This window comes from Craurococcus roseus, assembly GCF_039523795.1.
Lineage (GTDB): Bacteria > Pseudomonadota > Alphaproteobacteria > Acetobacterales > Acetobacteraceae > Craurococcus > Craurococcus roseus.
Window position 1 is genome coordinate 4,919 of the sequence record NZ_BAAAFZ010000064.1, and the last position, 21,011, is coordinate 25,929.

Annotated in this window: 22 protein-coding genes; 8 read left to right on the forward strand and 14 right to left on the reverse strand. The window is 73.3% G+C overall.

The features are described from left to right. Window positions 1-668: 668 nt before the first annotated feature. Window positions 669-1,658 carry a 2-dehydropantoate 2-reductase gene (locus tag ABD067_RS19945; RefSeq protein WP_343897141.1) on the reverse strand — a complete coding sequence of 330 codons (990 nt, stop codon included), beginning with the start codon at window positions 1,656-1,658 and terminating at the stop codon, window positions 669-671. Then, a complete protein-coding gene (locus tag ABD067_RS19950; RefSeq protein WP_343897142.1) occupies window positions 1,655-3,181 on the reverse strand; it encodes an acyl--CoA ligase in 1,527 nt (508 codons plus the stop codon). The genes ABD067_RS19945 and ABD067_RS19950 overlap by 4 nt, the downstream gene beginning before the upstream one ends. Window positions 3,182-3,581: 400 nt before the next feature. On the opposite strand from ABD067_RS19950, the gene ABD067_RS19955 reads away from it, so the two are divergent. From ABD067_RS19955 to ABD067_RS19970, 4 genes are all read left to right on the forward strand, one after another. After that, on the forward strand, window positions 3,582-4,592 hold the full coding sequence (locus ABD067_RS19955) for a Bug family tripartite tricarboxylate transporter substrate binding protein (RefSeq protein ID WP_343897143.1): 1,011 nt from the start codon (window positions 3,582-3,584) through the stop codon (window positions 4,590-4,592). Window positions 4,593-4,605: 13 nt separating this feature from the next. Further along, on the forward strand, window positions 4,606-5,136 hold the full coding sequence (locus tag ABD067_RS19960; protein WP_343897144.1) for a tripartite tricarboxylate transporter TctB family protein: 531 nt from the start codon (window positions 4,606-4,608) through the stop codon (window positions 5,134-5,136). A gap of 15 nt (window positions 5,137-5,151) precedes the next feature. Continuing rightward, entirely contained in the window at window positions 5,152-6,672 is a 1,521-nt protein-coding gene (locus ABD067_RS19965; protein ID WP_343897145.1) for a tripartite tricarboxylate transporter permease, read from the forward strand. Window positions 6,673-6,778: 106 nt separating this feature from the next. Continuing rightward, a complete protein-coding gene (locus ABD067_RS19970) occupies window positions 6,779-7,612 on the forward strand; it encodes an alpha/beta fold hydrolase (protein ID WP_343897146.1) in 834 nt (277 codons plus the stop codon). 16 nt (window positions 7,613-7,628) lie between these two features. Here the strand turns inward: ABD067_RS19970 and ABD067_RS19975 are convergent, their stop codons facing one another. The 4 genes from ABD067_RS19975 to rplM form a co-directional block, all read right to left on the reverse strand. After that, a complete protein-coding gene (locus ABD067_RS19975) occupies window positions 7,629-8,186 on the reverse strand; it encodes a gamma carbonic anhydrase family protein (protein WP_343897147.1) in 558 nt (185 codons plus the stop codon). A 17-nt stretch (window positions 8,187-8,203) separates the two neighbouring features. Further along, window positions 8,204-9,241 carry an N-acetyl-gamma-glutamyl-phosphate reductase gene (argC, locus tag ABD067_RS19980; protein ID WP_343897148.1) on the reverse strand — a complete coding sequence of 346 codons (1,038 nt, stop codon included), beginning with the start codon at window positions 9,239-9,241 and terminating at the stop codon, window positions 8,204-8,206. Window positions 9,242-9,360: 119 nt separating this feature from the next. Further along, window positions 9,361-9,885: a 30S ribosomal protein S9 gene (rpsI, locus tag ABD067_RS19985; protein ID WP_343897149.1), complete on the reverse strand. Its 525-nt coding sequence runs from the start codon at window positions 9,883-9,885 to the stop codon at window positions 9,361-9,363. Between the two features lies 1 nt (window position 9,886). After that, complete coding sequence (gene rplM / locus ABD067_RS19990; RefSeq protein WP_343897150.1) at window positions 9,887-10,357, reverse strand: 50S ribosomal protein L13; 471 nt, start codon at window positions 10,355-10,357, stop codon at window positions 9,887-9,889. Between the two features lie 198 nt (window positions 10,358-10,555). On the opposite strand from rplM, the gene ABD067_RS19995 reads away from it, so the two are divergent. After that, complete coding sequence (locus ABD067_RS19995; protein WP_343897151.1) at window positions 10,556-11,554, forward strand: Bug family tripartite tricarboxylate transporter substrate binding protein; 999 nt, start codon at window positions 10,556-10,558, stop codon at window positions 11,552-11,554. 200 nt (window positions 11,555-11,754) lie between these two features. On the opposite strand, the gene ABD067_RS20000 is transcribed toward ABD067_RS19995, so the two are convergent. After that, on the reverse strand, window positions 11,755-12,312 hold the full coding sequence (locus tag ABD067_RS20000) for a GNAT family N-acetyltransferase (protein ID WP_343897152.1): 558 nt from the start codon (window positions 12,310-12,312) through the stop codon (window positions 11,755-11,757). A 114-nt stretch (window positions 12,313-12,426) separates the two neighbouring features. Here ABD067_RS20000 and ABD067_RS20005 point away from each other — a divergent pair, with 114 nt between their 5' ends. Continuing rightward, on the forward strand, window positions 12,427-12,621 hold the full coding sequence (locus tag ABD067_RS20005) for a hypothetical protein (protein WP_343897153.1): 195 nt from the start codon (window positions 12,427-12,429) through the stop codon (window positions 12,619-12,621). A 13-nt stretch (window positions 12,622-12,634) separates the two neighbouring features. Here the strand turns inward: ABD067_RS20005 and ABD067_RS20010 are convergent, their stop codons facing one another. The 6 genes from ABD067_RS20010 to ABD067_RS20035 all read right to left on the reverse strand — a co-directional run bounded on the left by ABD067_RS20010 (window position 12,635) and on the right by ABD067_RS20035 (window position 16,750). Further along, the gene (locus ABD067_RS20010; RefSeq protein WP_343897154.1) at window positions 12,635-13,351 is read right to left on the reverse strand and encodes an MIP/aquaporin family protein; all 717 of its coding nucleotides are present in this window, start codon (window positions 13,349-13,351) and stop codon (window positions 12,635-12,637) included. A gap of 14 nt (window positions 13,352-13,365) precedes the next feature. Continuing rightward, the gene (gene arsC, locus ABD067_RS20015) at window positions 13,366-13,830 is read right to left on the reverse strand and encodes an arsenate reductase (glutaredoxin) (protein WP_343897155.1); all 465 of its coding nucleotides are present in this window, start codon (window positions 13,828-13,830) and stop codon (window positions 13,366-13,368) included. Beyond that, window positions 13,827-14,219 carry an arsenate reductase ArsC gene (locus tag ABD067_RS20020; protein ID WP_456305259.1) on the reverse strand — a complete coding sequence of 131 codons (393 nt, stop codon included), beginning with the start codon at window positions 14,217-14,219 and terminating at the stop codon, window positions 13,827-13,829. Before ABD067_RS20020 ends, arsC begins: the two co-directional genes overlap by 4 nt. Window positions 14,220-14,355: 136 nt before the next feature. Then, window positions 14,356-14,901, reverse strand: a complete 546-nt coding sequence (locus ABD067_RS20025; protein WP_343897156.1) for an ArsI/CadI family heavy metal resistance metalloenzyme — start codon at window positions 14,899-14,901, stop codon at window positions 14,356-14,358. Beyond that, a complete protein-coding gene (locus ABD067_RS20030; RefSeq protein ID WP_343897157.1) occupies window positions 14,898-15,272 on the reverse strand; it encodes an ArsR/SmtB family transcription factor in 375 nt (124 codons plus the stop codon). Before ABD067_RS20030 ends, ABD067_RS20025 begins: the two co-directional genes overlap by 4 nt. A 272-nt stretch (window positions 15,273-15,544) precedes the next feature. Then, window positions 15,545-16,750, reverse strand: coding sequence for an MFS transporter (locus tag ABD067_RS20035; protein WP_343897158.1), 1,206 nt, complete (start codon window positions 16,748-16,750; stop codon window positions 15,545-15,547). Window positions 16,751-17,140: 390 nt separating this feature from the next. Here ABD067_RS20035 and ABD067_RS20040 point away from each other — a divergent pair, with 390 nt between their 5' ends. Together ABD067_RS20040 and ABD067_RS20045 are read left to right on the forward strand one after the other, a co-directional pair. Next, window positions 17,141-18,853: a dihydroxy-acid dehydratase gene (locus tag ABD067_RS20040; RefSeq protein ID WP_343897159.1), complete on the forward strand. Its 1,713-nt coding sequence runs from the start codon at window positions 17,141-17,143 to the stop codon at window positions 18,851-18,853. Window positions 18,854-18,920: 67 nt separating this feature from the next. Further along, complete coding sequence (locus tag ABD067_RS20045; protein WP_343897160.1) at window positions 18,921-20,105, forward strand: M20 aminoacylase family protein; 1,185 nt, start codon at window positions 18,921-18,923, stop codon at window positions 20,103-20,105. On the opposite strand, the gene ABD067_RS20050 is transcribed toward ABD067_RS20045, so the two are convergent. Next, complete coding sequence (locus ABD067_RS20050; RefSeq protein WP_343897161.1) at window positions 20,106-20,978, reverse strand: class I SAM-dependent methyltransferase; 873 nt, start codon at window positions 20,976-20,978, stop codon at window positions 20,106-20,108. Between the last annotated feature and the right edge of the window lie 33 nt (window positions 20,979-21,011).

Here is a 21,011-nt window from a genome sequence, read left to right on the forward strand (position 1 = left end):
CTCCACGCCCAGCGCCGCCCGCAACTCGCCCCGGGCCGCCACCAACTCCCGCCCCACCAACGGGCTGAACTCGACCCAACGCGGCCCGTAAGGGATCTCGGTCGCCAAGTGCTCCACCTGGGCCGCGGCCCGCGCCGCGTCCGCCGGCCTGCGGGCCACGCTCGCCGGCGTGTTGAAAGCATAGGCCGTCGATATGATCGCCGCCCGCGTCGGATCGCCGACGCCCGCCACCGAGTCCGGCGGCAGGCTCGCGTAGGGCGGCGCCGGCCCGCCGCACGCGACCAGGGGCAGCGAGAGGGCGAGAACGGCGGCAACGGCGGGGCGCATGGCCGAAAGGGTCCTCCTGGGCATGGTCGTCGTCCAAAGTGGGCGACACCGGCCGGTTCCGCAACATCCCGGCCGCCCGGAGGACGACGCTCCCGACCGCGCCTTTGCGTTCAAGCGTGGCGGCAGCCCCTCCTCGACCGAGGCCCGGATCTCGGCGCCGCCCGGCAGCCCGTCGGGCGCTACATGGCGCTTCGGCGGGTGCAGCGCGGCGCGCACCGCCTCGGCCGCGTCGCGGCGGCGCCCGCTCATCACCTGGCCTTCGGCGAAGGCCGCGAGCCCCTCGCCCGCCGCCGCCGACCCGGGGGACAGGTCCGCGCCAAGCCCTCCGCGCCGGAGCGCGGTCAGCCCGGCCCCTGGTAGCACCCCGCCGTCCGCGCCCGCCCGCGCACCAGCGCCAGCACCGTGCGGCAGGTGGGCGCCGGCAGCTCCACCATCTCCGCCAACTCCACCACCACGCCGAGCAGCGCGTCGATCTCCATCGGCCGGCCGCGCTCCAGGTCCTGGAGCATGGAGGTCTTGTGCGCGCCCACCTCGGCCGCGCCGGCGATGCGCTTGTCCACGTCGATGGCGAAGCGCACGCCCAGGCGCTCCGCGACCGCCTGCGCCTCCACCATCATCTCCCGGCACACCGCGCGCAGTTCGCCCTCGCCGGTGATGACGTCGAGCGTCGCGCCCGTCAGCGCCGACAGCGGGTTGAAGGCCAGGTTGCCCCAGAGCTTCACCCACATCTCGTCGCGGATGCGCGGGCGGATCGGCGCCTTGAAGCCCGCCGCCGCCAGCGCGGCGGAGAGCGCCCCCGCCCGCTCGCTCCGGCTCCCGTCCGGCTCGCCGAGGACGAAGCGGTCGCCGTAGGTGTGCTCGATCACCCCCGGCGCTGTCACCTCCGCCGCCGGGTAGACGATGCAGCCGATGGCGCGCGACGGGTGCAGCGACTCCCACAGCCTGCCGCCGGGGTCCACGCTCTCCACCCGCCGGTCCTCGTAAGGCCCCGCCAGCTTGTAGAAGTACCACCACGGGATGCCGTTCACCGCCGAGACGATGGCCGTTTCCGGCCCGAGCAGCGGCTGCATCCGCGGCGCCGCCTCCGGCAGCGAGTGCGCCTTCAGCGTCACCAGCACGTAGTCCTGCGGCCCCGCCTCCTCCGCGGTGGCGACGCAGCGCGGGCGCACGGTGAACCGCTCGCCCTCGCTGACCAGCGTGACGCCTTCCGCCTGCATCGCCGCGAGGTGCGGCCCGCGCGCGATGAAGGTGACGTCCACATCGCCCTTCCGCGCCAGCCGCGCGCCGAGCAGCCCGCCGATCGCGCCGGCGCCGTAAACGCAGAGCCTCACGCCGAAATCCCCAGCTTCTCCGCCAAGCCGATGCGTTGCAGCTTGCCCGTCGCGCCCTTCGGAATCTCCGGCAGGAACACCACCTTGCGCGGCACCTTGAAGTCCGCGAGGTGCTTGGCCGCGAAGTCGCGCAGCTCGCGCTCCGTGCAGTCCATGCCCTCGCGCAGCACCACCGCGGCGCCCACCTCCTCGCCCAGCATCGCGTGCGGGATGGAGAAGGTCAGCGCCTGCGCCACCGCCGGGTGCTCGGACAGCACGCCGTCCACCTCCAGCGGGCTCACCTGCTCGCCGCCGCGCTTGATCAGCTCCTTGAGGCGCCCGGTGAGCTGGAGGTAGCCCTCCTCGTCCAGCATCCCCTGGTCGCCGGTGCGGAACCAACCGTTGATGAACGCCTTGGCGTTGGCCTCCGGGTTCGCCTCGTAGCCCTTGGTCACGCCGGGGCCGCGGATCACCACCTCGCCGATCGCGCCTTGCGGCAGGACGTTCCCCTCCTCGTCCATGATGGCGATCTCCGGCCCCGCGGCGACGCCCACGATGCCCGGCTTGCGCGGGCGCGGCGGCAGCGGGTTCGAGGCCATCTGGTGGCTCGCCTCCGTCATGCCGTAGCTCTCGATCACCGGCGCGTTGAACGCGGTTTCGAGGTCTCGCATCACCTGCGCCGGCAGCGAAGCGGAGGAGGAGCGGAGGAAGCGCAGCGGCGTCCGCTCGATGATCGCCCGGTTCCGCTCGGCCCGCGCCAGGATCGCCTGGTGCATGGTCGGCACCGCCGTGTACCAGGTGGGCTTCTCCATATCGAGCCAGCCGAAGAAGCGCAGCGCGTTGAAGCCCGGCGTGCAGACCACCGCCCCGCCGCCGGCCAAGGAGGCCAGCGTCGCCGCGATCAGCCCGTGGATGTGGAACAGCGGCATCACGTTGAGGCAGGCGTCGTTGGGCGACAGCTCCAACGTGCGGGCGATGCTTTGCGCCGAAGCGGTGACGTTGCCGTGCGTCAGCGGCACGATCTTCGGCCGCGCCGTGGTGCCGGAGGTGTGCAGCACCAGCGCCACGTCGTCCGTCTCCGCCATGCCAGGCCGCGCCGCCGCGCCCTCGGCGCCGCCCTCCAAGGAGAAGGCGCCCGCGCCGCCCTCCGCGTCCGGCACCAGCTCCAGCACCGGCACGCCGAGCTTCTCCGCCACCGCCCGCGCCGGCGTCTCCACGCCGCGCTGCGCGACGAGCGCCTTCGCCTTCAGGTCGGAGAGGTAGAACTCGAACTCCTCCGCCTTGTAGGCCGGGTTCAGCGGCGCCGTGGTGGCGCCCGAGGCGATGGACACGAAGGCCGCCGCCATCTCCGGCCCGTTCGGCAGCACGATCGCCACGCGGTCGTCGCGGCCGACGCCGACCCGGTTGAGCGCCGCCACCGTGCGCTCGATCAGCGCCCGCAGCCCTCCGTAGGTCAGCGGCGCGCGCCCTTCCGGCGCGCGGATCGCGGGCCGGCCCGCATCTCCCGCCGCCGCCAGGTCCGCGACGGTCCGAATCTCACTCATGCGCTTCTCCAAAATGCCGGGGCTCCCCGAGGCCGCGGCGACCGGTCCGTCGAGTATGTTCGGCGCCCCCGATCCGGGAAAGCCCGCACCGGGCCTTCCCTCCGACCAAGGCCGGGTGAAAAGATTCGACAAATCCACCGCGATTACACGCTTCCCCGTGCGACCGCCAAGACCGGAGGGTGGGACCGAGCCGGCACCCCAGACCGTGCCGGGGCGAAAATGTTGCCGATCCTTCCGCCAGTTCGGCCGACGGTACGGTCCGGAGCGTAACTCTCGCCGCTGTGTTTGTGAATTTACACGCTTTCCGTTGCTTTACATGGATTTCCGCCGCCCTTTGTCGCGCCGCGCCGGGGTCGAAAGGCCGTGAGAGCGCGCCAGCCGAACCTCGTCGGGACAACGAATGACACACCGCAGCATCTCCCGCCGCGCGACCATGCTCAGCCTCCCGGCCCTGCTCGCCGCGCCGGCGGCGGCCCGCGCCCAGCGGGGATGGGAGCCGAACCGCCCGGTGCAGTTCATCGTCCCGGCCGGCACCGGCGGCGGCGCCGACCAGATGGCGCGCGTCATCCAGGGCATCGTGTCCAAGCACTCGCTGATGAAGCAGCCGCTGGTGGTGGTGAACAAGGCCGGCGGCGCCGGTGCCGAGGGCTTCCTCGAAGCCAAGGGCGCGCGCGCCAACCCGCACATGCTGGTCATCACCCTGTCCAACCTCTTCACCACGCCGCTCGCCACCGGCGTCCCCTTCAACTGGCGCGAGCTGACGCCGGTGAAGATGCTGGCGCTCGACGAGTTCGTGCTCTGGGTCAACGCCAACTCGCCCTGGAAGTCGGTGGGGGAGTTCGTGGAAGCGGCGAAGGCCGGGCGCCTGAAGGTGGGCGGCACCGGCTCCAAGCAGGAAGACCAGATCATCACCGCGGCGTTGACCAAGGCCACCGGCGCGCAGTTCACCTACGTCCCCTTCCGCGGCGGCGGCGAGGTCGCGGTGCAGCTCGTCGGCGGGCACATCGACGCCACGGTGAACAACCCGATCGAGGCCGTCACCCACTGGCGTTCCGGCACCCTCCGCCCGCTCTGCGTCTTCGACGGCAAGCGGCTGGCCGGCACCGAGAAGATGACCTCCGACGCGAGTTGGTCCGACATCCCCACCTGCAAGGAGCAGGGCCTGGACGTGGAGTACCTGATGCTCCGCGGCATCTTCATGGCGCCCGGCGTCCAGCCGCAGCAGGTCGCCTTCTTCACCAGCCTGCTCGACAAGGTGCGCGAAACGCCGGAATGGGCGGAGCTGATGCAGCAGGGCGCCTTCAACACCACCGCCCTCACCGGCGAAGCCTTCCGCGAGTGGCTGGCGCGCGAGGAAGCGCGCCACAAGGAGCTGATGCAGGAGGCCGGCTTCCTGGCCCAGGCGCAGTAAGCGGCGCCGCAGCATGTCCACCACGGGAACAGAAGCCGCCGCCGGCGGCCCCGAGCGCGGCGTCCGCACCGTCGCCGTCGAGGCCGTCACCTCCCTGCTGCTCGCCGGCGTCGGCGCGGCGGCGATATGGGACAGCAACCGCATCGGCGCCGGCTGGGGCGCGGAAGGGCCGCAGTCGGGCTATTTCCCGTTCTGGATCGGCGCCGTCCTGCTCGCGGCGAGCCTCGGCAACCTCGCCCTGGCCGTGCGCGCCGCGCGCGGCGCCGCCGCGGGCGAGGGCCTCTTCGTCACCTGGCCGCAGCTCCGCCTCGTGCTGTCCGTGCTGTTGCCGACCGCGATCTACGTCGCCGCCATCCCGTTCATCGGCCTTTACGTCGCCTCCGCCGTGCTGGTCGCGTGGTTCATGATCCGGCTCGGGGGCTTCCGCTGGTGGGTCGCGGCGGCGTCCGGCCTGGCGACGGCCCTCGTCGCCTTCGTCGTCTTCGAAACCTGGTTCCTCGTCGCGCTCCCGAAAGGGCCGGTCGAGACCTGGCTCGGCTACTGAGCGGGAGCGCGCGCGTTGGAAGAGATCGGCCTGTTGATGCAGGGCTTCGCGGTGGCCCTGCAACCCGACAACCTGCTGCTCATGCTGCTGGGCGTCACGCTCGGCGTCCTGATCGGGGTGCTGCCGGGGTTGGGCGGCGCCAACGGCATCGCCATCCTGCTGCCGCTCACCTTCGCCATGCCGCCGGTCTCGGCCATCATCATGCTCTCCTGCATCTACTGGGGAGCGCTGTTCGGCGGCGCCATCACCTCCATCCTGTTCAACATCCCCGGCGAGCCCTGGTCGGTGGCCACCACCTTCGACGGCTACCCGATGGCGCAGCAGGGCCGCGCCGGCGAGGCGCTGACGGCCGCCTTCACCGCCTCCTTCTTCGGCGCCCTCGTCGCCGTGGTGCTGCTGACCTTCCTGGCGCCGCTGGTCGCGGGGTTCGCGCTCAAATTCGGCCCGCCCGAATTCTTCGCGGTGATGTTCCTCTCCTTCGCCTGCTTCATCGGCCTCGGCCGCGGCTCGCCGCTGAAGACGCTGGCCGCCATGATGCTCGGCTTCCTGCTGGCCGCCGTCGGCATGGACACGGTGACGGGCCAGCTACGCATGACCTTCGGCTCGCACGAGATGATCCGCGGCTTCGACTTCCTGGTCGCGGTGATCGGCCTGTTCGGCATCTCCGAGATCCTGTCCTCCATCGAGGACGGCCTCAGCTTCAAGGGCCAGAAGGCGAAGATCGACCTCAAGGTGGTGCTCCGCACCTGGGCGGAGCTGCCGCGCCACTGGGCCATCGCGCTGCGCTCGTCCGCCATCGGCTGCTGGATGGGCATAACGCCTGCCGGCGCCACCCCGGCCTCCTTCATGAGCTACGGCGTCGCCCGCCGCATGTCCCCCCACGGCAAGGAGTTCGGGACCGGCCGGATCGAGGGCGTGGTGGCGCCGGAAACCGCGGCGCACGCGGCGGGCACCAGCGCCCTGCTGCCCATGCTGGCGCTCGGCGTGCCCGGCTCCCCCACCGCCGCCGTGCTGCTCGGCGGCCTCATCATGTGGGGCCTCCAACCGGGGCCGATGCTCTTCGTGGAGCAGAAGGAATTCGTCTGGGGCCTGATCGCCTCCATGTACCTCGGCAACGTCGCCGGGCTCCTGGTGGTGCTGGTGGCGGTGCCCTGGTTCGCCGCCATCCTGCGCGTGCCCTTCGCCATCATCGCCGCCATCATCCTGGTGGTCTGCGCCATCGGCGCCTTCACCGTCTCCAACGCCGAGTTCGACATCGTGCTGATGCTGGTCTTCGGCGTGATCGGCTACGTGCTGAAGAAGCTCGATTACCCGCTGGCGCCGTTGGTGCTGGCGCTGGTGCTGGGCGACCGCACGGAAGAGGCGTTCCGCCAGTCGCTCCTCGTCTCCCAGGGCGATCTCGGCGTGTTCTTCTCGTCCTGGCTGGGCGGCACGATCATGGCCGCCGGGATCGCGCTGGCCGCGTGGCCGCTGCTCGGCTGGCTCTGGTCGCTGCTGCGGCCGGCGGCGCGGCGGGAGCGCCCGAGGCCCGCCTGAAGGCCGCGTTTCCGCGCCGCGCAACGGCGCCCGTCGGTCATGCCCCGGAGCGCGGCCGTCGGACGGGCCGGCACGGTTTGAGCGGACGCACAAGGAGGAGGAGGCGATGCGCGTCCTGCACGTCAACGGCCACGACATGGCCTACGCCGAGCACGGCGCCGGACCCCCGCTGCTCCTCCTCCACGGCACCCTCCTGGACCAGCGCTGGTGGGCGCCGCAGATGGAGCCGCTCGGCGAGCGCCACCGCGTGGTCGCCCCCAGCCTGCGGCACTACTGGCCCACGTCCTGGAACGGCACGGGCGGCGACTTCACCATCGCGCAGCACGTCGAGGACGTGGCGGCCTTCATCGAAGGCCTCGGCGCCGGGCCGGTCCACCTGCTCGGCCACTCGCGCGGCGGCCACATCGCGTTCAGGGTCGCCCAGCGCTTCCCCGGCCGGGTCCGGGCGCTGGTCCTCGCGGAACCGGGCGGGAGCCTCGACGCGACGCTCCAAGCGACGGCGCAGGACGCCGCCCCCGCCCGGCAACCCAGAATGACCCTGGCCGAGGCCACCGCCGGGGCGGCCGAGCTGATCCGCGCCGGCGACACCGACGCCGGCCTGGCGCTGTTCGTGGAAGCGGTGCTCGGCCCCGGCGCTTGGGAGCGGTCCACCGAGCGCGTCACGCGGATGCAGCGCGACAACGCCCGCACGCTGCTGGCCCAGATCGACGAGCGGCGCGCCCCTTACACCCGCGCGGACATGGAGGCGATCCGCGCGCCGACCTTGCTGGTGGGCGGCGCCGACACGCCGCTGCTGTTCCCGCCGATACTCGACGCGATGGAGCGCTGGATCGCCGGAGCGGAGCGCGTGGCCGTCCCCGGCACTGCGCACATGATGAGCGACGAGGACCCTGCGGCCTTCAACCGCACGGTCCTGGACTTCCTGGAACGGCGGGGCTGACGCTCCGCCGCCCCCGTCAGCGCCCGGCCAGCGACGCCCGGTGCCGCCCGGCCAGTTCGACGTAATGCGGCGCGGTGCGGTCGAACTGCCCCGCCCGCTGCTCCTCCGTCAGCACCCGCACCAGCTTCGCCGGGTTGCCGATCCACAGCTCCAGCCGACCGATGCGCTTGCCCGGCGGCAGCACGCTGCCCGCGCCCAGCACGCCGCCCTCCTCGATCACCGCGTCGTCCAGCACGGTCGCGCCCATGCCGACGAAGGCGCGGTCCATCAGCGTGCAGGCGTGGACGATGGCGGCGTGCCCCACCGTCACGTCGGCGCCGATCACCGTGCGCTGCCGCCCGGCGTTGACGTGGACGATGGTGCCGTCCTGGATGTTGGAGCGCGGGCCGACGCGGATCACGTTGGTGTCGCCGCGCAGCACGCAGTGGTACCAGACGTTGGCCCCCTCCCCGATCTCCACGTCGCCGATCACCGCGGCGGTGGGCGCCACGAAGGCGGTGGGGTGGACGACCGGCCGCTTGCCCTCGAAGGGGTAGAGCGGCCCGGCCGGCAGCGTCGGCAGGTTGTGGTCCATCGCGCGCCTCCTCCCCGCTACTCCGCGGCCGCCGGCGGCGTTTCGCCGAAGCCGTGGTTCGCCGCGCCGTTGTGGGACGCCCCGGACGCCCCCGCCGTGGCCAGCCGCGTTTCCAACTTGAGGCCGAGCATCAGCCCCAGGCACTGCACCGCCGCGCCGGACGCGCCCTTGCCCAGGTTGTCGTAGCGCGCCACCAGCAGCGCCTGCCGCAGCCGCTCGTTGCCGTAGACGCGCAGCTCCAGCAGGTTCGTGCCGTTCAACGCCTGCGGCTCCAGCCGGTCGGCCGGATCGGCGGGAACGACCCGCACGAACTCCTGCCCCGCGTAGCGTTCGCGCAGCACGGCCTCGACGTCGCGCGGCGACACGCGCCCGCCCGGCAACGCGTCCAGGTGCAGCGGGATGGAGCACAGCATCCCCTGCGGGTAGCGCGCCACCGAGGGGATGAAGATCGGCCGCCGCGCCAGCCCGGAATGGTGCTGCAGCTCCGGCACGTGCTTGTGCTCGAAGCCCAGGCCGTACAGCTCGAAGTCGTTGGCCGCGCCCTTCTCGTGGGCCTCGATCATCGCCTTGCCGCCGCCGGTGTAGCCCGACACGGCGTTCACCGTGACCGGGTGGTCCGCCGGCAGGACGCCCGCCTCCACCAGCGGCCGCAGGAACAGGATCGGCCCGGTCGGGTAGCAGCCCGGCACGCTCACCCGCGGCGCCGCCGCGACGCGCCCCGGCTGCTCCGCCGACAGCTCCGGCAGCCCGTAGGCCCAATCGGGATGCACGCGGTGCGCGGTGCTGGCGTCGAGCAGCCGCGGCGCCCGGTCGCCGAGCGAGGCCGCCACCGCCGCGCTCTCCTTGGCCGCCGCGTCCGGCAGGCACAGCACCACCACGTCCACCCCGGCCATCAGCTCGCGCTTGGCGTCCGGGTCCTTGCGCCGCTCCGGCGCGATGGAGCGCAGGGCCACCGCGCCCGCCGAGCGCTCCAGTCGCTCGCGGATCTGGAGGCCGGTGGTGCCCGCCTCGCCGTCGATGAACACCGAAGGCACGCCGTTGTCGTTGGTGGCCATGGTCCCGGCTCCTTCCTTTGACCGGATTGCCGCGCAGCGCGGCCGAAAAAGCAAGAGGGGCGGACCCCTGCGGATCCGCCCCTCCCGTGTGACCGTATGAAGGCGAGCGCCGGCGCGGATCAGCGCTTGCTGAACTGGAACGAGCGTCGGGCCTTGGCGCGGCCGTACTTCTTGCGCTCCACCACGCGCGGGTCGCGCGTCAGGAAGCCGGCCTTCTTCAGGATCGGCCGCAACTCCGGCTCGTAGTAGGTCAGCGCGCGGCTGATGCCGTGGCGCAGCGCGCCCGCCTGGCCCGAAAGCCCGCCGCCCGCGACGGTCGCGAACACGTCGAACTGCTGGTAGCGGTCGGCCACCAGGAAGGGCTGGGCGATCAGCATCCGCAGCACCGGCCGCGCGAAGTACCGCGACATCGGCTTGCCGTTGATCTCCACGGCGCCCTTGCCCGGCTTCACCCACACCCGCGCCACCGCGTCCTTTCGGCGGCCGGTGGCGTAGGAGCGGCCGAACTCGTCGCGCTTCGGCTCGCGCAACGGCGCCGCGTCCGGGCCGGCGCCGGGGGCCATCGGCGTGCCCTGCACCAGGTTGCGCAGGTCGGCGAGCGTGCCAGTGGATGCCCCTTGGCCTTCTTGCTGCTGCTCGCTCATCTCAAGCGACCTTGTTCTTGCGGTTCATGGAGGCGACGTCGAGCACGCTCGGCTGCGTCCCGGCGTGCGGGTGCTCCGGCCCGGCGTAGACGTGCAAGTTCTTCATCTGCCGCCGGCCGAGCGGGCCGCGGGTGATCATCCGCTCCACCGCCTTCTCCACCACGCTGCCCGGGTGCTTGCCCTCGATCCGCTGGCGGAGCGTGCGGCCCTTGATGCCGCCGGGGTAGCCGGTGTGCCAGTGGAAGACCGACTGCTCGGCCTTGTTGCCGGTGACGCGCACCTTCTCGGCGTTCACCACCACGACGTGGTCGCCGCAATCGACGTGCGGCGTGAATTGCGGCTTGTGCTTGCCGCGGAGGCGGTTGGCGATGATGGAGGCGAGCCGGCCGAGCACCAGCCCGTCCGCGTCCACCACCACCCAATCCTTCTTCACCTCCGCCGGCTTCAGCGAGCGGGTCTGCCTTTGCAGCATCGTTCCGAGTCTTGTTCCAGAGGGCCGCGGCGGCTCCGCGGGCGCGGGAACCGCCGCCGAAGGCGTGCAGTAAGGGCCTCCGTCGCCAAGCGTCAAGCGGCTTCTGGGCATGTGGTATTCACATACCACCAAGATTCCACCCGCCGCTTGCCCCCGCGCCCGCCCGCCTGCCACCCTGCTGCGAGGAGGAAACGAACCATGCCGCACGCCGCCCCGGGCCCGCGCCGCCGGGACTTTCTCGCCGCCGCAGCGTCCATCGCGCCGCTGGCGACGCCCCGCGTCGCCCGCGCCCAGGGCGGCGCTTGGCCCGCCGGCCAAACGGTGTCGGTCATCGTCCCCTACGCCCCGGGCGGCGCCTCCGACGTGGTGGGGCGCCTGCTCACCACGGGCCTGCAAGAACGGCTCGGCGGCACCTTCGTCATGGAGCACCGCCCCGGCGCCTCCACCGGCCTCGCCGCCCGCCACGTCGCCCGCGCGAAGCCGGACGGGCTGACGCTGCTCCTCGGCACCATCGCCACCTTCACCCTGACGCCGCTCGCCTTCCGCGCCCCGGGCTACGACCCGATCGCGGACTTCGCCCACGTCACCATGCTCTGCGAAACGCTGTCGCTGCTGGTGGCGCCGCCGCGCTGGTCCAGCCTCGGCGAGCTGCTGGCCGCCGCCAAGCAACGGCCCGGCGCGCTGTCCTACGCGAGCTGGGGCGTGGGCACCACGGCGCACCTGCCGATGGTGGACCTCTGCGGCCGCGCCGGCGTCGAGATGCTGCACGTCCCCTACAACGGCGCCCCGCCCGCGCTGACGGACACCATCGCCGGCCGCACCGATTGCATGTTCGCCCTGCTCGCCGCCTGCAAGCCGCACCTGGAAGCCGGGCGCCTGCGCGGGCTCGCGGTGCCCACCGCCGCCCGCCCCGCCGTGCTGCCCGACGTGCCGACCTTCGCCGAGGCCGGCTTCCCCGACTTCGTCTACACCGGCTGGTACTCGCTCCAGGCGCCGCCCGGCACGCCGGAGCCGATCCTAGCCCGCCTCGCCGAAGCCTCCATCGAGACCTTCAAGGACCCGCGCACGCGGGAACTGATGGCGGCCCAGGGCATCGCCCGCGCGCCCGGCGGCAAGGCGCCGCTGCTGGCGCGCATCGAGCGCGAACTGCCGCTGCACCGCGACCTGATGCGCAAGGCCGGCATGGTGCCGGAGTGAGCGTCCCGGCGCGCCGCGGGAACGGCCGGTGGTGGAGCGAGGCCGCCGCCACGCCGAGGCAGACCGACCGGCCCCACGATCGAACAAGGAGGCGGCCGTCGATGCCGCCGCGCCGACGCCGCGGGCGAGGCCCGCCGGGGGTCCGGCCGGGTCGAACACGGTGGCGGGCTTGCTGCCGACCGGCTGGCGCTTCGTCGCCCTCAGCCCCCGCCCGGCGACGATCCGCCGAACCGCACCGCCATCAGCGCCTCGTCGTGGCGGCGCCCCGCCACCTTCAGCGCACGGCGCTCCAGCCCGTACCGCTCGAACCCCGCCGCTTCGTACAGCCGCACCGCAGCCGCGTTGGACGCCACGACGGAAAGCCGCACCTCCTCCACCACGCCCCGCGCGTGCTCCAGCACCCGCGCCACGAGCGCCTCGCCCAGCCCCGTCCCGCGCGCCCGCGGCCGGACGTACAAGCCCCACAGCACCCCCTTGTGGCGCAGCTTGGCCGCTTCCGGCACCAGCAGCCCCGCGACCCCGCCCATCGTCGCCGCGTCGCCGCCCGCCCAGCCGCCGAACACGGCGTTGCGCTCCAGCCGCTCAGCGAACCAAGCGAGCGGCCGGGCCGCTTCCTCTTCCCACGCCGCCCCGAAGGCCTCGGGGGCGCCGGCGAGGCCTTCCAAACGCAAGTCCCGGTACGCCGCGGCGTCGGCGGCGCCGAGCCGGCGGACCGCGACGGTGGCGACTCCGGGCGAGGGCGGACGGGGTTGGACCATGCGGCCGGGGTAGCACCCCCCGGCGGCGGGCGCAGCGGCCGACGGCCCTGGGGCGGCCCGTGGACAAGGCCGCTGCCCGCGGCCACCCTCGCCCTGGAAGAAGGAGAACGTCCCATGGGCAAGGTCTTCGACGCCTTTTACGGCAACGCCGTCGTCTACCTGGCCGTGGTGGCGGCCCTCGGCGCCCTGGCGGTCCTCATCGGCCAAGGCACGGTCGCCGCCTTCCTGTTCATGGTGCTCGGCATGATGATCATCCTGTGGGACGCCCACACCGACCCGCACATCCCGCCCGCGCCCTCGCTCGACTGAAGCCGGCCGGCCTTCACACCCCGGCGCGCCGCGCTTCCGGCGGGGCCAAGGACGGCGACGCAGCGGCCGCCGCCGGCCGCTCCTCCGCCGCCGCGAACCAGGCGAAGAGCGCCGTTGCGGCCGCCGCCCCGAGCGCCTGCGCCGCCACGAAGGCCGGCGCGTCCGCCGGCCGGATGCCGGCGAAGGTGTCGCTGAGCGCCCGCGCCGCCGTCACCGCCGGGTTGGCGAAGGAGGTGGAGGAGGTGAACCAGTACGCCCCGGCGATCACGCACGCCACCGCGTAGGGCGTAGCCTGCGGGTGGTGCCGCGCGCAGCCCCACACCACCGAAAGCAGCGCGAAGGTCGCCGTGAACTCGCCCGCCCACTGCCCGGCCCCCGTGCGGACGCGCGCCGAGGCTTGCAGGATCGGCAGCTCGAACATGGCGTGCGCCAGCCACACGCCCAGCACCGCCCCGGCGAGTTGCGCCGCCACGTAGCCCGGCGCCGACCGCCAGGGCAGCGCCCCGCGCCACGCGAGCGCCACCGTCACCGCCGGGTTGAGGTGCGCGCCCGACACCGGGCCGAAGGTCAGGATCAAGGCGACCAGCGACCCCGCCGTCGCCAGCGTGTTGGCCAGCAGCGCCACGCCCGCGTTCCCGCCCGCGAGCCGCTCCGCCATGATCCCGGAACCGACCACCGCCGCCAGCAGCAGGCCGGTGCCGATCCCTTCGGCCACGAGCCGCTGCGGCAAGCGGTGCCCCGCCGTCACGGCGTGGCGCGGCCGGGCGGGAACGGCACCGGCACCCGCGCGCCGCCCGCGTCCACGACCGGCGCGCCGTCCTCCTTGCTGAAAGCCCGGCGCTGCGGCGCCGGCAGGATGTCGAGCACCGCCTCGGAAGGCCGGCACAGCTTCACGCCGAGCGGCGTCACGACGATCGGCCGCTCGATGAGCACCGGGTGCGCCATCATCGCGTCGAGCAGCCGGTCGTCCGTCAGCGCCGGGTCGTCCAACCCGAGTTCGTCGTAGGGCGTGCCCTTCCGCCGCAGCAGCGCGCGCACCGGGACGCCCATGCGCCCGATCAGGTCCACCAGCTCGCTCCGGCTCGGCGGCGCCTTCAGGTACTCCACCACGCGCGGCTCTTCGCCGCTGTTGCGGATCAGCCCGAGCACGTTGCGCGAGGTGCCGCAATCCGGGTTGTGGTAGATGGTGACGGGGGGCGGCGCCGTCACGACGCGCGCTCCCCCGCGCCGGCGCCGTCGTCCCGCAAACGACCGATCGCCTCCACCCGCCGCGTCAGCGCCATGCGGTCCAGCGACGCGATGCGCAGCGACACGAAGATGCGCAAGCGCCGGTCGAGGACGCGGCAGGCGTCGCGGAAGGCCAGCATCCGCTCCGCCTCGCTCCCACAGGCGGCAGCCGGATCGGGGATGCCCCAATGGGCGGAAACGGGCTGGCCGGGCCACACCGGGCAGGCCTCCCCGGCCGCTTGGTCGCAGACGGTGAACACGAAGTCCATGACCGGCGCGCCCGGCCGCGCGAATTCGTCCCAGGGCTTCGAGCGGAGGCCGTCCTTGAACAGCCCTTGCTCTTCGAGCAGCGCCGCCGCCAGCGGATGCACCCGCCCCGTCGGGAAGGAGCCCGCGCTGTGCCCCTTGAACCGGCCGCCCCGAGGTCGTCCAGCAGCGCTTCCGCGATGATGCTGCGCGCCGAATTGCCGGTGCAAAGGAAAAGCACGTTGTAAGGCCGCCCGCCGCTCATGCCGACGCCTTCCCCCGGCCGCAGCACGCCGCCGACGCCGCCGCGGGCTCCGCCTCCGGAGCGCGGCGCGCCGACGCAGCCGGGTCCGCTTTCGGGCCGCAGCAGGACGACGCGGCGGCGCCGCCGTCGCCCCCGCCCACGGCCGCGAGCCGTTCGAGCGCGCCGCCGTCGCCGTACACCGTGCTCTCGCCGTGGGTGAGGAACGTTTCCCACGGCACGCCCTGCGGGTCCGACACCCACTGCTTCTCCGAGCGCGCGTAGCAGCACGTCGCGCCCGCCTCCTCCAGCACCGGACGCCCCGCGGCGGCGAGCCGGCCGAACACCTCCGCCAGCTCCGCCTCGTCCTCCGCCTGGATGCCGAGGTGCTGCACGCCCGCCGCGCCTCCACGCGCGGACACGGCGAAGTTCACCCGCGGGTCGTCGAGCATCCACTTCGCGTAGTCGGGCTTGGCGACGGTCGGCGCCGCCGCGAACAGCGCGCTGTAGAACCTGACGGACTCGGCCACGTCTTCCACGGACACGTGGACATGCAAGCGCTTCATCGCCGGACGCTCCCTTGCTCGACGGTGACGGTGGTGGAGGCCTCGCAAGCGCCGCCGGCGACGCCGATGACGCCGCAGCCCGCGGCCTCGCCCCGGCAGCAGTTCTCGGTCAGGAAGGCGAGGAGGTCGTTCATGGCGTCGTAAGCCGCCGCGTAGATCAGCGACCGCCCTTCGCGCCGGAACGTGACGAGCCCCGCCTGCCGGAGCTGGTTCAGGTGGAAGGAGAGCGTCGCCGAAGGCAGCCCGAGCCGCTCCCCGATCCGCCCCGCCGGCATCCCTTCGGCCCCGGCCTGCACCAACAGGCGGAACACGTCGAGGCGCGACTCCTGGGCGAGGGCCGCGAGTGCAGCGATGGCGTCCGTCTTCTCCATATTTCTAGTATTATGGAAACATTGCGCCGTGGTCAAGCCGAATCGGCCCCCACCCCCGCCGTGCCGCCTTCCACGCCCTAACCGGCCGGTTAGGGAAGACAACTCATGCGTTACGAATCATGATCTGCCGATGGTGCTCGCCGTGGACGGGCCCGGACGCCGCAAGCAACTCTGACAAGCAACTCTGAAAGGAACAGCGCACCAAAAGAGGACGTTGGATCTGCAAGCCTAACTAGGAATACAGTCTTGGCATGCCTGAAAGCCGCCTCCCCTCACCCAGCCGGCGCAGCAGCCCCGCCACCGAGGCCCAGTCCGCCCGAAGGCCGCACCCCCGCGCCAACACGCTCCCGCTCCTCCCCGGCCGCCCACACGCAGGCGGCCACCGCCGCCACGCCGAACACCGCCGGCAGCAGCGCCAGGGACGGCACCCCCGTGCCCCAGGCCACCGAAGCCGCCGCCACGCAGCCGAGGCAGGCCCCAACGTCCCACCCGGTCTCCGCCGCCAACTGGTAGCGGTACGCCGAGCCGGAGCGCCGCGCCCGGTCGTAGAGCACGCTCATAAGCACAGGCCCCCACAGCGCGCCGATCGCCGCCCCCGTCGCGTGCAGCACGCCCGGCCCCACCGGCACCCAGCCCTCGGCCGCCCGCAGCGCGATCCCCGCCGCCAAGGCCGAAGCCACCCAGGGCACCAGCCGCCGACGCCCGCCGCGGTCGATGCAGCGCCCGGACAGCAGGCCGCTCGCCGCGCCCACCACCGCGCCGAGCGCCGCCGTCATCCCCAGCGCCTCGTACCGCTCGCCCATCGCGGAAAACAGCACCATCGGCCAAGCGATCCCGAGGCCGGCGCAGATCCAGCCGTCGGCGGCGAAGGCCAGCGTGCCTATCGGGTCGGCGCTGCGCACGGACTCCCGCGCGGTCGGCACCGGCCCCGCCTGGATCGGCCCGAGCATCGTCAACGGCACCACGGAAAGCGCCGCGAAGCAGGCCGCCACGCCGAAGTCCACCGCCGGCCCGTAAGCGCCGAGCAGCCAACCGCCGAGCAGCGGGCAGAGCACGGACACCCCCAGCCCCACCACTTGGCGCTCCGCGATCTCGCGCCCGCGCTGGCCCTCTTCGCCCAGCGTGGCCGCGGCGGCGTGGAACACCGGCCAGTAGGTCGCCTCCGCGAAAGACACGGTGGCCACCCAGACCACCAGCCAAGCCGGGTTCTCCGCCAGCAGCAGGGGTGGGAATTGCAGCACGCCCAAGCCGGCACCCAGCGCCATCGCCCCGCGGTAGCCGACGCGCCGCACCAGCGGCAGCACCGCCGCCCGCACCCCGACCCGCGCCGCGTACAGCCCGGCGTAGACCAGCAGCGCCGCCGGCAAGGTCAGCCCGCTCCGCAGCAGGTACGCCCCGATGAAGGCGCCCGCGAGCGCCGTCGCAGCTTGGTGGAGCGCGAAATGCGCGGTGAAGCGCCGAAGAGGGGAGAGATGCACGAGACCGTACCCCGGCCGCCGCGGCAGCGCCGGGCGACCCCAAAACCATTGCGGAAGAATGTGTACAATCTTTCCCGCAATGGTTTCTCGCGATCAAGTGAATACTTACACATTCGGCACGCACAAGCGCGCCCCCGCGCCGGCGCGAACGCACCGCGCCGCCGCTTTTGTCCGAACACGACCGCCGAACGCCCCGACGGCGACGGAATCGCACGGCGTGCGCCGGCGCCTGCCCGCACGGCCGATCCGGGCCGCACGCGCCGCCCCGTCGATTTGTCCGAAGGCGACACCCGCGCCCGCGACGGCCGGTGAGATTGTGAAATGGTAAGGCGGCGAGGCGAGCGCCCCCTCCCCTGGACACCCGAGCCGCGCCGGCGCCTCCTGCCGCGCATGACCGACGACGCAGCCGCCGCCCCGCACGGCCTGGGCCGCAACGTCGCCAACTACGGCGACCGCGCCTTCTCCCTCTATCTTCGCCGCTCCTTCGCCAAGTCGATGGGCTACTCGCAAGCGATGCTGGACCGCCCCGTGGTCGGCATCGCCGACACCGGCTCCGACTTCAACAATTGCCACCGCACCGCGCCGGAGCTGGTCGCGGCGGTGAAGCGCGGCGTGCTCGCCGCCGGCGGCCTGCCCATGGCCTTCCCCACGGTCAGCCTGTGCGAGCCGTTCCTGACGCCCACCTCCATGCACTACCGCAACCTCATGGCGCTCGACACGGAGGCGATGCTCTCCGCCCAGCCCATGGACGCCGCGGTGCTGGTCGGCGGCTGCGACAAGACCGTGCCCGCCCAACTCATGGCCGCCGTCAGCGCCGACGTGCCCTCCGCGCTTCTGGTGGTCGGCCCCATGCTCGCCCAGCGCTTCGAGGGCGAGCGCCTCTCCGCCTGCACCGACTGCCGCCGCTACTGGGCCCGCTTCCGCGCCGGCGACGTGGACGCGGGGCGCATCGCCGAGGTGGAAGGCAACCTCGCCACCACCGCCGGCACCTGCGGCGTGATGGGCACCGCCTCCACCATGGCCTGCCTCGCCGCGACGCTCGGCTTCATGCCGCTGATGGCCGCCTCCGCGCCGGCGGTCCACGCCGACCGCCTGCGCTTCGCCGAGGAGGCCGGCGCCCAGGCCGTGCGCCTCATCCGGAAGCCGGTGAAGCCTTCGGCCTTGGTCACGCCGGAGAGCGTGGAGAACGCCCTCCGCGTGCTCCTCGCCCTCGGCGGCTCGACGAACGCCTTGGTCCACCTCGCCGCCATCGCCGGCCGCGCCGGCGTTCCCCTGGACCTCCACCGCCTCGACCATTTGTCCGAAGAGACCCCGGTGCTCGTGGACCTGAAGCCGACCGGCGACGGTTACATGGAGGACTTCCACGCCGCCGGCGGCCTCCGCGCCCTGTTGCGCGAGTTGCGCGACCTGCTGCACCTCGACTGCCCCGACCTCGACGGCCGGACCTTGCGCGAACGCCTGGACGAAGGCCCCGCCTTCGCCGACCGCGCGGTCATCCGGCCGCGCGCCGAGCCGGTCAGCCCGGTCGGCGGCTTGGTGGCGCTGTTCGGCACGCTCGCGCCCGACGGCGCCATCCTGAAGCGCAGCGCCGCCACGCCCGCGCTGTTCGAGACGGAAGCGCGCTGCGTCGTCTTCGACGGGCTGGAGGACCTGGCGAACCGCATCGACGACGACGCCCTGGACGTGACGCCGCAGGACATCCTGGTCCTGAAGAACGCCGGCCCCCTCACCCCCGCCGGGATGCCGGAGGCGGGCTATCTTCCCATCCCCAGGAAGCTCGCCCGCGCCGGCGTCAAGGACATGGTCCGCATGAGCGACTGCCGCATGTCCGGCACCGCCTTCGGCACCATCGTCCTGCACATCGCGCCCGAAGCCGCGGCCGGCGGCCCGCTGGGGTTGGCGGAAACGGGCGACCGCGTCCGCCTCTCCGTCCGCGACCGCCGCTTGGACCTGCTGGTGGACGACGACGAACTGGCCCGCCGCCGCGCCAAGTGGGCGCCGCCGCCCGTGCCGCGCCGCGGCTGGGACAAGCTCATGCGGGAACAAGTCCTACAGGCCCCGCAGGGCGCCGACCTGGCCTTCCTCCGCCCGGAAGGCCGGTGACACCGGCGCCGGCCTTGCCACGGGCGCCCGGCGCACCATAGCTGGCGGCGACACGGAGAAGGCTCCCATGCCGATCATCAACCGCATCGCCGAGTTCCACCCCGAGATGACGGCGTGGCGGCGCGACCTGCACCAGCACCCGGAGATAGGCTTCCAGGAGGTCCGCACCTCGGGCGTCATCGCGCAGAAGCTCCGCGAATTCGGCTGCGACGCGGTGGAGACCGGCATGGCCAAGACCGGCGTGGTCGCCACCATCAAGGGCGCGGGCGCCGGCGGCGAGGGCCGCGCCATCGGCCTGCGCGCCGACATCGACGCCCTCCCCATCCACGAGGAGACCGGCCTCCCCCACGCCTCGAAGAACCCGGGCCGGATGCACGCCTGCGGCCACGACGGCCACACGGCGATGCTGCTCGGCGCCGCGAAGTATTTGTCCGAAACGCGCAACTTCAGCGGCACCGTCCACCTCATCTTCCAGCCCGCCGAGGAGAACGGCGGCGGCGGCCGGGTGATGGTGGAGGAAGGGCTGTTCGACCGCTTCCCGGTGGAGCGCGTCTTCGGCCTGCACAACTGGCCCGGCGTCCCGCAGGGCCAATTCATCTGGCGCGAGGGGCCGATCATGGCCGCCGTCGCCAACATCGAGATCACGATCAAGGGCAAGGGCGCGCACGGCGCCATGCCGCACCAGGGCAACGACCCCGTGGTGATAGCCTCCCACATCGTCACCGCGCTCCAGAGCATCGTGGCGCGCAACGTCGAGCCGGCGGAGTCCGGCGTCATCACCATCGGCAGCATCCAGGGCGGCGACACCTTCAACGTCATCCCGGAGACCGTGCGGATGCTCGGCACCGCGCGCTGGTTCGCGCCCGAGGTCGGCGACATCCTGGAGAACAAGCTCCGCGCCATCGCCACCGGCGTCGCCGCCGCCTTCGGCGCCGAAGCCACGGCCAAGTTCGAACGCCTCTACCCCGCCACCGTGAACGAGCCGGAGAGCACCCGCCTCACACTCGACGCCGCCGGCGCCGTGGTGGGCAAGGAGCGCGTGCACCACATGCCCCGCCCCACCATGGGCGGCGAGGACTTCTCCTTCATGCTGGAGGCGAAGGCCGGCAGCTACATCCTGCTCGGCGCCGGCCGCGGGCCGGACGACCCCCAGGTCCACCACCCGCGCTACGACTTCAACGACGAAGTCCTGCCCGTCGGCGCCAGCTACTGGGCGACGCTGGTGGAGCAACTCCTGCCCCGCAAGGGCTGATCAGGGCCGCGCCGAGACGAGCCACACCGCGCCGGGCAGCACCACGCCGCCCGGCCCGTCATGCGCCCGCAGCGCCTCGGCCACGGCGTCCACCGCCCGCCGCCGCTCCTCCTCCCCCGCGCCGGCAAGCGCCCGCGCGAGCGGCCCCACCGCCGCCGCGTCCCGCGCCGCCGCCACCGCGCCAGCCGCCGGCGCCAGCCGCATCATCGGGTCGTGCGGCGCGATCTCCACCCCGCGCCAGCCCGCCGCGGCGAGGATGCCGCGCACCCGCTCCAGGTCGTCGAAGGCGAAGGGCCCCGGCGCGCACGGCTCCGGCGGCGGGTCCGTCGAGGGCGGCAGGTGTTCGCGCGCCGCTTCCACGGGCAGGCGGAACCACGGGTTCTCCGCCAGCGGCCGCCACGCCACGAACGCCATGCGCCCCTCCGGCCGCAGCGCCCGGCGCAGGTTGGCGAAGGCCGCCACCGGGTCGGCGAAGAACATCACGCCGAAGCGCGAGAACAGCAGGTCCGCCTCCGCCGCGAAGGGGCGCAGCGCGGCGTCCGCCAGTTCGACGCGCGCCGTCGCGTCCAGCCCCGCTTCGGCGATCCGCTCGCGCGCCCGCGCCACCAGCCGTTCCGACACGTCGAGACCGAGAACGCCCCCGCCCGGCCCGACGGCGCGCGCGAGCGCCAACACCGTGGCGCCTGCGCCGCAGCCCACGTCCGCCGCCCGCTCGCCGGGGTAGGGCGCCGCGGCGGCGAGCGCGGCCTCCGTCAGCGGCGCGAACAGCGCGTCCAGCCGCTCATGTTCCGTGAGCCAGCCGGCGCAGGACTGGCTGTTCCAATAGGCGATCTGCGCCGCGTTCGGGCCTTCGCCGTCCGGTCCTTCCGCCATCGCCGCCGCCTCCGTGCCGTCCCGTGGACGGTG

Bases quoted from the DNA above. Each gene is read 5' to 3' on its own strand.
- ABD067_RS19950 (WP_343897142.1), bottom strand. From the start codon at position 3,181: ATGAGTGAGATTCGGACCGTCGCGGACCTGGCGGCGGCGGGAGATGCG.
- ABD067_RS20000 (WP_343897152.1), bottom strand. From the start codon at position 12,312: ATGGTCCAACCCCGTCCGCCCTCGCCCGGAGTCGCCACCGTCGCGGTC.
- ABD067_RS19955 (WP_343897143.1), top strand. From the start codon at position 3,582: ATGACACACCGCAGCATCTCCCGCCGCGCGACCATGCTCAGCCTCCCG.
- ABD067_RS20025 (WP_343897156.1), bottom strand. From the start codon at position 14,901: ATGAAGCGCTTGCATGTCCACGTGTCCGTGGAAGACGTGGCCGAGTCC.
- ABD067_RS19995 (WP_343897151.1), top strand. From the start codon at position 10,556: ATGCCGCACGCCGCCCCGGGCCCGCGCCGCCGGGACTTTCTCGCCGCC.
- ABD067_RS20030 (WP_343897157.1), bottom strand. From the start codon at position 15,272: ATGGAGAAGACGGACGCCATCGCTGCACTCGCGGCCCTCGCCCAGGAG.
- rplM (WP_343897150.1), bottom strand. From the start codon at position 10,357: ATGCTGCAAAGGCAGACCCGCTCGCTGAAGCCGGCGGAGGTGAAGAAG.
- argC (WP_343897148.1), bottom strand. From the start codon at position 9,241: ATGGCCACCAACGACAACGGCGTGCCTTCGGTGTTCATCGACGGCGAG.
- ABD067_RS19970 (WP_343897146.1), top strand. From the start codon at position 6,779: ATGCGCGTCCTGCACGTCAACGGCCACGACATGGCCTACGCCGAGCAC.
- ABD067_RS20040 (WP_343897159.1), top strand. From the start codon at position 17,141: ATGACCGACGACGCAGCCGCCGCCCCGCACGGCCTGGGCCGCAACGTC.
- ABD067_RS20005 (WP_343897153.1), top strand. From the start codon at position 12,427: ATGGGCAAGGTCTTCGACGCCTTTTACGGCAACGCCGTCGTCTACCTG.
- ABD067_RS20045 (WP_343897160.1), top strand. From the start codon at position 18,921: ATGCCGATCATCAACCGCATCGCCGAGTTCCACCCCGAGATGACGGCG.
- ABD067_RS20050 (WP_343897161.1), bottom strand. From the start codon at position 20,978: ATGGCGGAAGGACCGGACGGCGAAGGCCCGAACGCGGCGCAGATCGCC.
- ABD067_RS19960 (WP_343897144.1), top strand. From the start codon at position 4,606: ATGTCCACCACGGGAACAGAAGCCGCCGCCGGCGGCCCCGAGCGCGGC.
- ABD067_RS19975 (WP_343897147.1), bottom strand. From the start codon at position 8,186: ATGGACCACAACCTGCCGACGCTGCCGGCCGGGCCGCTCTACCCCTTC.
- rpsI (WP_343897149.1), bottom strand. From the start codon at position 9,885: ATGAGCGAGCAGCAGCAAGAAGGCCAAGGGGCATCCACTGGCACGCTC.